At 36.0% G+C, this 13685-nt stretch carries 13 protein-coding genes; 3 read left to right on the forward strand and 10 right to left on the reverse strand.

Annotated elements, in window-relative coordinates; genetic code table 11:
• Positions 1 to 286: 286 nt before the first annotated feature.
• The 10 genes from KKI44_RS15465 to KKI44_RS15510 form a co-directional block, all read right to left on the reverse strand.
• The gene (locus tag KKI44_RS15465; RefSeq protein ID WP_214588187.1) at positions 287 to 2965 is read right to left on the reverse strand and encodes a TonB-dependent receptor domain-containing protein; all 2679 of its coding nucleotides are present in this window, start codon (positions 2963 to 2965) and stop codon (positions 287 to 289) included.
• Positions 2966 to 3073: 108 nt separating this feature from the next.
• A complete protein-coding gene (locus KKI44_RS15470) occupies positions 3074 to 3445 on the reverse strand; it encodes a hypothetical protein (RefSeq protein WP_214588188.1) in 372 nt (123 codons plus the stop codon).
• Between the two features lie 60 nt (positions 3446 to 3505).
• On the reverse strand, positions 3506 to 4174 hold the full coding sequence (locus KKI44_RS15475; RefSeq protein WP_214588189.1) for a hypothetical protein: 669 nt from the start codon (positions 4172 to 4174) through the stop codon (positions 3506 to 3508).
• 5 nt (positions 4175 to 4179) lie between these two features.
• Positions 4180 to 4827, reverse strand: coding sequence for a hypothetical protein (locus tag KKI44_RS15480; protein WP_214588190.1), 648 nt, complete (start codon positions 4825 to 4827; stop codon positions 4180 to 4182).
• Between the two features lie 68 nt (positions 4828 to 4895).
• The gene (locus KKI44_RS15485) at positions 4896 to 5582 is read right to left on the reverse strand and encodes a response regulator transcription factor (RefSeq protein ID WP_027380477.1); all 687 of its coding nucleotides are present in this window, start codon (positions 5580 to 5582) and stop codon (positions 4896 to 4898) included.
• Between the two features lie 86 nt (positions 5583 to 5668).
• On the reverse strand, positions 5669 to 7216 hold the full coding sequence (locus KKI44_RS15490; protein ID WP_214588191.1) for a sensor histidine kinase: 1548 nt from the start codon (positions 7214 to 7216) through the stop codon (positions 5669 to 5671).
• Between the two features lie 207 nt (positions 7217 to 7423).
• Positions 7424 to 7765, reverse strand: a complete 342-nt coding sequence (locus KKI44_RS15495) for a hypothetical protein (RefSeq protein ID WP_214588192.1) — start codon at positions 7763 to 7765, stop codon at positions 7424 to 7426.
• A gap of 57 nt (positions 7766 to 7822) precedes the next feature.
• Positions 7823 to 9868, reverse strand: coding sequence for a S9 family peptidase (locus KKI44_RS15500; RefSeq protein WP_214588193.1), 2046 nt, complete (start codon positions 9866 to 9868; stop codon positions 7823 to 7825).
• Between the two features lie 88 nt (positions 9869 to 9956).
• Complete coding sequence (locus KKI44_RS15505) at positions 9957 to 10697, reverse strand: uroporphyrinogen-III synthase (protein WP_108411599.1); 741 nt, start codon at positions 10695 to 10697, stop codon at positions 9957 to 9959.
• 12 nt (positions 10698 to 10709) lie between these two features.
• Positions 10710 to 11279, reverse strand: a complete 570-nt coding sequence (locus KKI44_RS15510) for a DUF4271 domain-containing protein (RefSeq protein WP_250902078.1) — start codon at positions 11277 to 11279, stop codon at positions 10710 to 10712.
• A gap of 174 nt (positions 11280 to 11453) precedes the next feature.
• On the opposite strand from KKI44_RS15510, the gene KKI44_RS15515 reads away from it, so the two are divergent.
• From KKI44_RS15515 to tgt, 3 genes are read left to right on the forward strand one after another with little or no spacing between them, the layout of a single operon-like run.
• On the forward strand, positions 11454 to 12170 hold the full coding sequence (locus KKI44_RS15515; RefSeq protein WP_214588195.1) for a polyprenol monophosphomannose synthase: 717 nt from the start codon (positions 11454 to 11456) through the stop codon (positions 12168 to 12170).
• Entirely contained in the window at positions 12167 to 12544 is a 378-nt protein-coding gene (locus KKI44_RS15520) for a DUF4296 domain-containing protein (protein ID WP_214588196.1), read from the forward strand. The genes KKI44_RS15515 and KKI44_RS15520 overlap by 4 nt, the downstream gene beginning before the upstream one ends.
• Before the next feature lie 6 nt (positions 12545 to 12550).
• Positions 12551 to 13684, forward strand: coding sequence for a tRNA guanosine(34) transglycosylase Tgt (tgt, locus tag KKI44_RS15525; RefSeq protein WP_214588197.1), 1134 nt, complete (start codon positions 12551 to 12553; stop codon positions 13682 to 13684).
• Position 13685: the final 1 nt, after the last annotated feature.

Raw genomic sequence — 13685 nt, forward strand, 5'->3', positions numbered from 1 at the left:
TCCAATCCTATTAATTATTGAAATCATGCTTAATAATATAAACTTGATTGCTGAATTTTCTGAACCATTAAGAGAATTTAAGAGGTTAAGTTTAGTTTAGAAAATCAAATTGATTTTAATAAGCATAAATCTAAAAAGCGAAGCTCATCTTACTATTCTAAACTCCTTAACAGAAATCTTGATGGTTTAAACTAAGCGCAAATAATATTAATTCTGATTTTCAGCTTACAACTCCAACTCAATAACTCAATAACTCAAAAACACTCAAACTCTCAAATCCTAAAACTTAAAAAGTAACATCCAGTCCCACATAAAAATTAGCTTTCATGATGGGAGCATATACCATTCCGCCGTCAAAATAATTTCCGAAAGGATTTTTAACATCAACAATGGCATTTTTCTGATAATAGGACGTTAAATTTTCTCCACCTAAATAGGCTCTGATTTTCTTATTGAAATTCCTTGAAATCTGCGCATTTAAAACAACATAAGATTCGGAATAGGAAGGAAGCTGAAATTCCGCAGGATTCGATGAAGTATTGGGAAGTCTCTGTTTTCCGACTGCATTCAGTGTGGTGTCGAAACTCCAGAATCCACCTTTGCTGTTTTTGTTGGTAGAGTAGGCAAGATTCACAAAACCTCTGTGTTTCGCCATGAAAGGAACTTCACGTCTTCCATCCAGATAATCTGCCTGAACATCGTAATATTTGTAAGCCAGTCTCACTTCAAAATTTCTGAAAGGAACGAAATCCCACTGAGTCTGGAAAGAATTGGCAAAAGACTTTCCCTCAAGATTATAGAAAGTTAATTGTTGAGGAGACCGGTCCAGATCCACCATCACCTGATCCTGAAAATCCGTTCTGAAAAAATCCGCTACCACAGTAGATTTTCTTCCGAAAAGTTTAAATTCCTGCTGTAAACTCGCTCCGTAATTCCATGCAATTTCAGGTCTTAAACCATAAATATTTCCTCCGTTCTGTAAAACCTGAATGGATCGGTTAGATGCGAAATACTGCTGACTTTCGGCAAAAATGTTTGCCGTTCTGAAACCTCTTCCTACGGAAAGTCTCAAAATCGTCTGTGGTGTAAAATCATATTTAAAATTCAGTCTCGGCGTGAACTGCGTTCCGGCAAGATTATGGAAATCTACTCTTGCTCCGGCAACCAAAGTGTATTTTAAACCTGTTAAAGTATATTCCGCAAAAGCTCCCGGAACAATCTCGTTTCTTTTGATGGCTGAGGTTAAATAGTTTTCGTCATATCCATCATACATGAAGCTTGCTCCGGCTTTGTATTTATGATTGGTATTTCCCAAGATACTTTCAAAAATTAAATTGGAATAGTACGTCTGCTGTTTTCCGGAGTAATTTCTCAGTCCGAAAAAGCTGTCCTGCTGATGAAAAGTGTACTGGTTCATCCAGCCAAGACTCTGGTAAGGTTTTCCTTTAAAAACATACCCTGTTTTATTCCAAACCTGAAATCTGGAGATGTCAATTCCGACTCCGTACAGCGATTGTTTTTCCTGTGGCATTTTTTTATCGAATCCGGTCTGTCCCGAAGTTCTTTCGTCTTTGATGAAATTAATTCCAAAATGTGAACCGAAACCTGACTTTTGCAGATCATTGTAATTCAGTAAATAAGCTGCATTTAACTGCGTTCCTTTCGGTCTGTCCAGAAATCCGTCATCATTCATATCTGTATCTCCGAAAGTTCCGTTTCCGTGCAGTAAAAATGTCTGTGACCATTTTTCATTTATGGGCGAAACACTGGTGATATTGGCTTCTGCTCTTCCGTTAAAATCTGAAAATAAATTCAGTGAAGTTTCCGGCTTTTCGGCATTCTTCAGAAGTTCTGTATTTATTTGTCCTGTAATGCTTTCATAACCATTCGTAACGGTACTTCCGCCTTTGGTAAGCTGAATGCTTTCAATCCATCTTCCGGGAATGAAACTCAGCCCGTAAGCGGAAGCCAATCCTCGGATTTCGGGCAGTAATTCTTTTGTTAAGCTCGTATATTTTTGATCTAAACCTAACATTTTCAGTTGCTTTGTTCCTGTAACGGCATTGCTGAATGAAACATCAACCGTTGCATTGGTTTCAAAACTTTCAGAAAGGTTACAGCAGGCTGCTTTCAGGAGTTCTTTTTTATCAATATTAAAAATAAGTCCTGCTTCTTTTTTGTTTAAAGACGTTGCTGCTTTTGATCCGTTTACCGTAATGCCTTCAATATTTTTTTCATGACTGCCGTGATTTTCAATGGCTGCATTATGATCAGCGTGATCACTGTGAGCAGAAGGATTTCCTTCTTCCGCATGAACTTTCGGATTTGCTTCTCCAAAAGGAATTTCTCTATCGTAAAGACAGCATGAAGGCAGATTTTTATACGTGTTGTCGCTGGATTTATACTTCTCGTTATCATGCCCAACTTCCGCAATTTTCTTCAAAATTTTGTCTGATGATGTTTTATTCGAATCAAAATTCAGCGTTACAATTTGTCTTTCGGCATCCCATTCTGCGGAATCTGCTCCTGCATCTTTTGCGGCTTTTTCAATTCTTGCTTTGCAGGATTCACAATTGCCTTTCACATAAAACTCATTTTCTTTTTTAGCATGATTTTCAATGGTTTGTGGCTGTAAATCTCTGGTGTAATGACAGCATTCCGGAAGATCTTCATACGTTTCAGCAGAGGCTTTGAATTTTTCATTGTCATGACCTGCTTCGGCGATTTTTTTTAAGATTTCATCAGAAGAAGCATTGTTGTCTGTTTCAATGGTTAATGCCTGTAAATCAATTGAATAGATTGCTTTTTTTGCGCCTGCTTTCTTAGCGGTATTTTCGATTCTTTCTTTGCACATTTCACAGTTTCCTTTTACTTTGAACTGGTTTTTTGAAAGATTCTGGGCAAAAATAAATTGTATGGATAATAAGAATACACCAAGAATAATCCTGGAAATATATAATTTCATTTTGTTTAAAATTTAAATTAACTGAAGCTTGAATATAGCCATGTAATAATCAGATAACACAAGCAATCATTGTTATGCTGGTAAACTGATATTGTATTTCGCTTTGAATTAAGCTATTTTCGGGGGCTGCCAGATTTCTTTTAAACGGCTTGAAAGATAAGGATCAGAATATTCGAACTGTGAATTTTTATTCGATTTGTAATACGAATATTCTAACTGTAAACTCTTTGAAAAAGGAGTTTCTATAAAAGTATAACAGGCTAAACACGTTGAACAGCAATCGTCGTTACAATTTGATTTCTGCTCTTTTTCGTGATGATTGTTTTTGGAATTTTGAGAATGATCTTTTTTACAGCAGCTCATTTCAGAATCTTTTTTGCAACAGTTTTCCTGCATATTCTGTGCATAGAAATTATCTTTAGGAATCAGAAAGATTCCCAGACAAAAGATAACGAATATAAACTGAATAAATTTCACCATACAAAGGTAGGAAAAATGTTAATGATGATGGTTATTCTCTAAAATTAATTCGGATTTTGGCTAATTTATCTTCAAAATCTTTTTCTTCATATCCTCCAAAATAGCAGGCGAAAAAAGGTTTCCCAAATGAATTCTTTTAAACTCTTTCTCGTTTTTTTTCCAATCCATATATTTTTTTAATTCAATAATATTTCCATTTTCGAGTATTAAAGTTGAATTAAATATTTCTACAATATCTTCCAAATCTCTGTTAGCGGGAACCTCATAGAATCCTGTTTCGGAGCCACGAAAATTTTCAAAACTTCCGTCACCAAATTGAGCAAGAAAGTAATGGGTGGGGTAAAAACTGAATTTTTTCTGAAATTCTTCGGGAAAAGAATATTTACACTTTTCGATCTTCTCAATATCTGACAGAGAAACTGTATTGTCTTGAACTATCAAGCCTTCAATAATCCCTTTTTGAACGTAATCCTGAGGTAATTGGTTTGTGTTAGTTACTCCTGAATAATATGTTTTGTGCAGTCTTTCAAACTGTAATTGTATCGCTTTTCCCAGATGTCTTAAAGTCACACAGGGAAGAAACGTCTTGTCCCGCAATGTTACGGAGACATGATATTCAAGACCAAAAAAGTTATGATGATGTGGCTTAATGCATCGATTAAGACTATCCATCAGAAAATCTTCATGAATAGTTTCACCTATGTTCTGGCTGACGTCGTAAATAAGCATAATTCTTACAGGGCTTCTCCAACTTTCTTCGCACAGTCATGCCAAGGCTCTCCATGCGGAGGATTTACCGCCGGTTTCGGACCTGTTGGAGCAGGTGTCGGAGCCGGAGTCGGAGTGTTTTGTGCCATATTCTGCTGTACAGGCTGTTGAATTGGAGCAGGTTTACTGTTTAAAGGCTGTCCTATCGGAATGTCGCATCGGTGTCCTGGTTCTCCGTGAGGCGGATTCATCCCTTTCGGAGTTTTAACGGCTTTTGCTTTTCCGCTTTGGTTTACGGCAAATTTTCCGGGTTGTAAAGAATTCGGATCAATCTGAATGGTCTGTCCCTGCGGAGCATTTACCGCAACATTCTGAGTTCCCTGTTGAGGTTGTGCAGGAGCAGAATTTAATGGCTGTCCTACCGGAATATCGCATCTATGACCGGGTTGACCGTGTGGTGGATTCATTCCCGGAGAAGTAACGGTGGACGTTCCCGATCCTGTTGTTGTTTTAATTCCCGCCTGATCAAGAATAGAAGCTTTAGGAGTCTGATTAACAGCTACAGCAGGCTGTTGAACTCCGGCTTCTTCTTTGATATAAGTCGCTCTCTCATCCTTTTTACACGATACAGTAAATATAGAAATGGCAAGTATGCCCAACAATGTAGTTTTCATATAAAACAAAATTAGCAAAACATTTTTAAATGCTTTGCTAATTTTATAATAATAGTCGTTTTTTAGAATTAATTCTTAACTAATAGCCTGAATCCTTCTCCGTGTACGTTGATGATTTCCAGTCCTTCGTCGTCTTTCAGAAGCTTACGAAGCTTAGCAATATAAACGTCCATACTTCTTGCCGTAAAATAGTTTTCTTTTTTCCAGATCTTTCTCAGTGCTAAGTCTCTCGGCATGAAATCGTTTCTATGGATGCAAAGAAGCTTCAATAGTTCATTTTCTTTTGGAGAAAGCTTGTATTCGTTGTCACCAACTCTCAGTTGTCTCAGCATAGAATCAAAGAAAATATTGCTGATCTTGAACTGTTCCTGCTCTTCATTTTCTAAGGTGGAACTTCTCTGAAGAATTGCTTTAATTTTATATAAAAGAAGCTCGGTATCAAATGGTTTTGTGATGTAATCATCTGCTCCCAACTGATATCCTTTCAAGATGTCTTCTCTCATATTTCTTGCAGTTAAGAAAATGATCGGTGTATTTTTATCTATTTTTTTTACGTCTTCTGCTAATGAAAAACCGTCTTTTTTAGGCATCATCACGTCGAAAATACAGATATCAAATTCGTTTTCCGTAAATTCTTTCAACCCCTGTTCTCCGTCTGTAGCAAGAGTAACTTCGAAGTTATTTATCGTTAAATAATCCTTCAGCACTGCCCCAAAACTCTGGTCGTCTTCTACTAATAATATTCTGTTGCTCATAGTTGTAACTATTAATCGTTAATAATTTTGAATGAACAAGTCATTCTCCTCTTTTCTAATATTTGTTTATTGGATAAAAATTTTATCTATGCCATCGGAAGCTTTATTGTAAATGTGCTTCCTTTTCCTTTTTGGGAATCTACAATAATCTGTCCTTTATGGAGTTCCACAATCTTTTTTACATAAGACAATCCTAAACCCTGTCCTTTTACATTATGAATATTTCCGGTTTCTTCCCTGAAGAATTTTTCGAAAATTTTCGTTTTATTCTGGGTTTCCATCCCCATTCCTTTGTCTGAAACTTCTATTACATAAAAATGACCTTCATTTCTTGTTTTAATAGAGATTTCCGGCGTTTCCGGCGAATATTTGTTGGCATTGTCCAAAAGGTTTACCAGCATATTCGAGATGTGGAATTCATCAATTTTAAAATTATAATTCGTTGCATTAAATTCCTCTCTCAGCGTACCGTTTCTCTGCTTTACAATAAGGCTGAAAGATTCTGCCGTTCTTCTGATCAGTTCTCTTACGTTGGTTTCCTTCAGGAATAATTTCACCTCATTACGCTCAAGTTTAGACATATTCAGAACATTTTCCACCTGCTTTTTCATCCTCAGATTTTCCTGTTTAATCAGTTCCGAATAGTATTTTACCTTTTCCGGATTGGTTGCAATCTTATCATTCGCCAAAGAGTCTGTTGCTACAGAAATCGTTGCCAGAGGAGTTTTGAACTCGTGAGACATATTGTTGATGAAATCTGTCTTTACTTCTGCCAGTTTTTTCTGTCTCATCATATAATTAATGGAAATAATATAAATTCCCAAAATGGTAAGCAGCGAAAGAAATGTTCCCAAAAGCATCGGCCAGTTGTTCATTGCAAGAGAATAATCTTTCTTCGGAAAAACAAGAGCAAGACTGTACAGCGTCCTTTCTTTTTGGTCTGTAAAAAGTGGATAACTATATGTATTGTTGTCTTTCTTTTCTTTATAATCTTTATTAAAAACCTTAGTTAGGTTATTGTTTTTATCAATAATTCCATAACCGAATTTTGCGCTGATCCCTCTGATTTTTAATTCTTTGGAAATAACAGAATCTAAAATTTTAGCGTCAACTCTTTTACTAATCGGTAAATTATTTCCAATAATCTTTGCATATTCCTTCATCGCATAATCTCCGTTTTCCAGATCCTGATTAATATCTGCGGTAAGGATTTCGCGTTTCGTGGTGTCTCTTTTTATTTTATAGGCGGCTTCGTCAGAATACAATTTTGTAAGCTTGATTGAATCTCCCTGTTTGGAAATCGGAAGCTGACTTTTTTCGATAATATTTTTAGAGTAAATAATCTGTCTCTGCGTTCCGGAATCTTCTACCTGCTGAATCGTGGTTAAAGTAGGCTGATCGCTGTTTGCTAAAATATTGTTTCTGAAATCCTTATTATCTATATTTAAATATTTGTCTACTTCAATTTCTTCCATGTTTTTGGAAGTACTTTCCAGTGCGGAATACACTTTATTGGAAAACTCCTGTTCCAGTGCTCCGTAATAATTTTTCAGCCAATAAAACTGGAGTGTAACGAATACAATCAAAGAGATCGTCATAAACACAGAAATTATTGGGATGAACTTATTATTCATTTACTTTATTTTAATCGTTTTTGAAATAATGAGTGTTAAAATTAATTATTTTATGACTTGATAAACAAAAAACGCGCCAATAAATTGTGTAATTTTTCTTAAAAAGGCGTTATTTAACGTTTTTTTATAAATTTTTAATTTTTGTTATAATAAACACCGTGTATAAAATAAAAAGGAAAGTAAAAATTTACTCTCCTTTTTTTATTTCTAAAGTATTTCTTCATCCTGAAAATACTGAATAATTGCTTTTTTCATTAAAAGCTGCTGTTCGTTCGGTTTCAGTTCCGGAAGATCTTCCAGCTTATCAAAATGCGGATATCCGTCGTCATCGTAATGCGAAAATTTATAATATCCGAAAGGTTCCAGTAATCTGCACACTGCAATGTGGATTAGATTTACCTTATCGTCTTTTGTGTATTTTTGCTGTCCGCTTCCCAGTTCCTGAAGTCCGATCAGAAAAAGGTAGGTTTCTATCGGAGCATTTTTTTCTGTATCGAAATTTTCAATAAAGAATTGCTCTATTTTTTGCCATAATTCCGCTTCGTTCATTATATATCAATTCTTTTTATTGTTTATTCTGTTTTTTCGGGAAAATAAACATAATCCCTATATTTTACCTTCCAGTTTCATCAGGAAAGCATATTCCAAAGCATCTTCTTTCAAAGATTCAAATCTTCCGCTCGCTCCGCCGTGCCCTGCGCTCATGTCTGTTTTGAAAATCAGGATATTGTTATCCGTTTTCAGTTCTCTCAGTTTTGCGGTCCATTTTGCAGGTTCCCAGTATTGTACCTGAGAATCGTGTAATCCTGTGGTAATTAATAGATTTGGGTAATCTTTAGCTTCCACGTTATCATACGGCGAATATTCCTTCATGTAATGATAATATTCTTCATCATTCGGATTTCCCCATTCGTCGTATTCTCCGGTTGTTAAAGGGATGGTTTCGTCCAGCATAGTCGTTACAACGTCCACAAAAGGAACTTGTGCTACAATTCCGTTGAAGAGAGAAGGTTCGTAATTCATTACCGCTCCCACCAGTAATCCTCCTGCGCTTCCGCCCATCGCGTACAAATGTTTTGAGGAAGTATAATTTTCTTTAATTAAGAATTTTCCGGCATCAATAAAATCGAAAAATGTATTTTTCTTAAACAGCATTTTTCCGTCTTCATACCATTCTCTTCCCAGGTATTCTCCACCCCGGATGTGGGCAATTGCATAAATAAAACCTCTGTCTAAAATAGAAAGCCTTACATTCGAAAAACTTGCATCAACAGTGTGTCCGTAACTTCCATAACCATATAAAAGTAAAGGCGTATCCGCAGATTTTGGGGTATCTTTATGGTAAACCAGAGAAATGGGAACTTTCGCTTTTCCGTCTCTGGAATCTGCCCAGATTCTCTCAGAAATATAATTTTCGGCAAAGAATTTTCCACCCAAAACTTCCTGCTGTTTCAGAAGCTTTGTGGTTTTTTCCTTCATATTATATTCGTAAGTGGAACTTGGCTGTGTAAGAGAAGTGTAGCCGTAGCGGAGAACTTCCGTATCAAATTCCAGATTTACTCCGATGTAAGCAGTATAGGTAGGATCTGAAAATGGCAGATAATGCGATTCCTGCGTTTTTTCGTCAATAATCTTGATTTGTAAAAGACCTTCTTCTCTTTCTTCGAGAACCAGATAGTTTTTAAAGATCTCAAAACCTTCCAGTAAAACTTCCGGACGGTGAGGAATTACATCTACCCAGTTTTCTATTCCGCAGTTATTGATCTTTGTCTTTACAATTTTAAAGTTGAAAGCCTCGTCTGCGTTGGTAATGATGTAGAATTCATCTTCGTAATGTTCAACCGAATATTCCAGATCATCTATTCTGGGCTGAATAATCGTCCAGTCTGCGAAAACATCATCCGAAGGAATAAATCTGTGCTCATCCGAAATGGTACTCGAACTGGCAATGAAAATATATTCCAGAGATTTGGTTTTGAAAACATTTACGTCGAATGTATCATCTTTTTCATGGAAAATCAGAACGTCATCCGAAGAATCTGTTCCCAGCTTGTGTCTGTACACCTGAAAAGCTCTTAAACTTTCATCTTTTCTGATGTAGAAAATATGCTCGTTATCATTTGCCCAGACTGCTTTTCCTGTGGTGTTTTCAATTTCATCAGGAAGTGTTTCGCCAGTCTGTAAATTTTTGAATTTAATGGTGTAAATTCTTCGGCTCACATTATCTGTTGAAAATGATGCCAATTGGTTGTTTGGAGAAACAGCAACACTTCCGACCTCAAAATAATTTTCGCCTTCTGCCAAAATATTTACATCCAGAATAATTTCTTCTTCGTTTTCGAGACTTTGGTATTTTCTGCAGAAAATAGGATATTCTTTTCCCTCTTCATAACGAACGATATACCAGTATTCGTTAAAGAAATAAGGTAAAGACTCGTCGTCTTTTTTATAACGGGCTTTCATTTCCTCAAAAAGTTCTTCCTGAAAAGACTCTGTATCTTTCATGATGAAATCTGCATATGCATTTTCCTCTTCAAGATATTGTATCACTTCAGGATTTTCTCTTTCGTTGAGCCAGAAATAGGGATCTAACCTTTTATCACCGTGTGTTTCAAGTATTTTTTCTATTTTTTTTGCCTTTGGAGCTTCCATTCAATATTAATTCTTGTTCAAATTTAGTTAAAAAAAAACCATCTTTCCGGTAAGAAAAGACGGTTGCTTTATATTTTATATTAAAAACTTATTTATGTAATGCTTTAATATACTTTTCCAATGCCATAGTCATGGACGGAGTTTCCTTTGTAGGAGCCATTAAATCTACTGTTAGCCCTGCTTCTTCTGCAGCTGCTGAAGTAGTTGCACCGAAAACGCCGATTTTTGTTTCTTCCTGTTTGAAATCCGGAAAATTCTGCTGTAGAGATTTAATTCCCTGCGGACTGAAGAAAATCAGCATATCATAATCCTTTACATTGATGTCTGTAAGATCGCTGCAAACTGTTCTGTACATGATTGCTCTTTTCCAGTCTACATTAGAAGCTTCCATTGTTTTGGTAATATCCGGACTTAAAACATCTGATGATGGCAAAAGATATTTTTCGCTCGGGAATTTTTTAAACAGCGGAAGAAGATCCGAGAAATTCTTTTCCCCGAAGCTGATCTTTCTTTTTCTGTACACAATATGCTTTTGAAGATAATTCGCAATGGCTTCGGACTGACAGATGTATCTCATCGTATCAGGAACCGAAAAACGAAGCTCTTCAGCTAATCTGAAGTAATGGTCGATCGCGTTTTTACTCGTGAAAATAATTCCGGTATATTGCGTAAGATCGATCTTTTGTGTTCTAAGCTCTTTATTGTCAACTCCTTCGACGTGGATGAAAGGGCGGAAATCAATCTTTATCTTTTCCTTCTTTGCAATTTCCAGGTACGGAGACGACTCACTTGGCGCTGGTTGAGAAACCAATATAGACTTTATTCTCATCATTGACAGTTATTAAAAAAACAATAGTTTCCAAAGCAACAAAATGGGTGCGATTTGGAGCGTGCAAATATACAAAAATTTATAATACCATTTCTCAGGTAAGATGTTGTTCTTGTGAAATAAATAGAAAAACACCTTGAAAATGAATACAAAAGAGAAAAAGAAAATGTAATATAAAAACATTTTATTTCTGTCGATCGGGAAATAATAGTGGGTTACACATAAAATTATTAACAAAAAAGACAGGACAAAATAAAATTTTGTAGAGGTAAAATAAAAAACAGTCCATTTCTTTCCGTCGCCAATGCTTTGGAAAAATAAAAATCCTAAAGTTGATTTTATTGCATAAAAAAATATGATCGCAATTAAACAAAAGCCAAATTTATTAAGCTGATACCCCAAAATCTGAAGATCGGCAACATATTTTGGAACTACGGGAATATACTGGGAAATTAAAACCGAAAGCGTGAGTGTAATAACGCAGGAAGTGATTACCCAGCTCGGAAGGTTGTTACTGGCATCAAAATATTTTTGAAGCAGAAAATCTTTCAGGTTGGCTTCTCTTTCTACGACGTTCATCATAAAAAGGTATAAAAAGATACAGCCCAACAATATAAAGATTACCCAATCGTTATGTTCAGGTATTCTTACATGATTTATAAATGTTTGTGATAAAGGCAACGGAATTTTTTTGCAAAATTATAGATTATTTTGTATAAAATAAAAAGGTTAAATAAACTATCTTTGCAAACTGAAATGAAAAAACTGGTCATAATTCCGACTTACAACGAAAAGGAAAATATTGAAAATATTATTTCCGCAGTTTTTGCATTGGAAGATGACTTTCATATTTTGGTAGTGGATGACTCGTCTCCTGATGGAACAGCGGACTTGGTGAAGGAGTTGCAGAAGAATTATCCTCATTATCTTCATCTGTCGGTACGAAAGGTGAAAGATGGTTTGGGAAAAGCATACATTCATGGTTTTAAATGGGCGATCGAAAATAAATATGATTATATTTTTGAAATGGATGCCGATTTTTCGCACAACCCGAATGATCTGCCTAAGCTTTATGAAGCCTGTTTAAAAGCAGACATGGCAATCGGTTCCCGTTATTCCAAAGGAGTAAATGTGGTAAACTGGCCTATGGGAAGAGTTTTACTGTCTTATTTTGCTTCAAAATATGTTCGTTTTGTTTTGGGACTTCCGATTCATGATACTACGGCAGGCTTTGTCTGTTTTTCAAGAAAGGTTCTGGAAGAAATCGGTTTGGATAACGTAAAATTAAAAGGATATGGATTTCAGATCGAAATGAAATTCAGAGCTTTTAAAAAAGGATCTAAAATTGTAGAAGTTCCTATTATTTTTACCAACAGAATTCTGGGAGAAAGCAAAATGAATGGCGGGATCATTCATGAAGCGGTTTTTGGAGTTTTAAATTTAAAATGGAAATCCATCATCAACAGATTATGAAAAAACTGATCTTCATTTTCGTTCTGATGTGTCTGTTTTCATGCGGAGACTACATCGATAAGCCTAAAAATCTGATCCCGAAAGATCAGATGGCAGAAATTCTGGCTGATCTTTCCATTAACGATCAGGCAACTTTCATGTATCCCAACACGAATCTGGAGGCAGGAACAAGATATATCCTGAAAACACATAATGTAAAATCTCAGGATTTTGTGGAAAGCTTCAAATATTATGTGGTGAAGGAAGAGATGAGCGGTATTGCAGATGATGCCCAGAAAATAGTATTAAAGAAAGATCCCAAAGCGGATCAGTATGTAAAGGATAAAAAAAATAAATCAGGAAATCTTCAGAATCCTCCTGCTTTATCGAGATAATTTAAGATGCAAAAGTTTTTTAATATAGAAAAAACCTCTGAGGGAAAGGCAAGAGCGGGAGAACTTACCACAGATCACGGTAAGATTCAGACGCCTATTTTTATGCCTGTAGGAACGGTTGCAAGTGTAAAAACAGTTCACCAGAGAGAATTAAAAGAAGATATCAAAGCTCAGATTATTCTGGGAAATACTTATCATTTATACCTTCGTCCGGGGATGGAAGTCATGCAGGAAGCAGGAGGTTTGCATAAATTCATGAACTGGGATCTGCCGATTCTTACGGATTCGGGAGGTTTTCAGGTGTTTTCACTGGCAAGCAGCAGAAAAATGTCTGAAGAAGGAGCCCGATTCAAATCTCATATCGACGGAAGTTATCATATGTTTTCTCCCGAAAAATCCATGGAGATCCAGAGACAGATCGGGGCCGATATTTTTATGGCTTTTGATGAATGTGTGGCGTATCCATGCGAATACAATCAGGCAAAAACATCCATGGAACTTACACACCGTTGGTTAAAAAGATGTATTGAATGGACGGAAAACAATCCTGAATTGTACGGTCACAAGCAAAGACTTTTCCCTATTGTTCAGGGATCTACTTTTTCCGATTTAAGAAAAATTTCCGCAGAAGTCATTGCGGAAGCCGGAGCTGAAGGAAATGCAATCGGTGGTCTTTCGGTAGGCGAACCTGAAGAGGAAATGTACAGAATTACTGATGAGGTTACCGATATTCTGCCAAAAGAAAAACCGAGATATTTAATGGGAGTGGGAACTCCGTGGAATATTCTGGAATCCATCGGTCTAGGTATTGATATGATGGATTGTGTAATGCCGACAAGAAATGCCAGAAACGCAATGCTTTTCACATGGAAAGGCGTAATGAATATGAAAAACGAGAAGTGGAAGAAAGATTTTTCGCCTCTTGATGAATTTGGAACAAGTTTCGTAGACAGAGAATATTCTAAAGCGTATGTAAGACATTTGTTTGTTTCTAAAGAATATCTGGCAAAACAAATTGCTTCCATTCATAATTTAGCTTTTTATCTGGATTTGGTAAAAGTGGCAAGGGAACATATTATAGCAGGAGATTTCTACCAGTGGAAAAACTCTGTAGTTCCAATTCTTCGTCAGAGATTATAAT

The organism is Chryseobacterium sp. ZHDP1 (genome assembly GCF_018603435.1).
Lineage (GTDB): Bacteria > Bacteroidota > Bacteroidia > Flavobacteriales > Weeksellaceae > Chryseobacterium > Chryseobacterium indicum.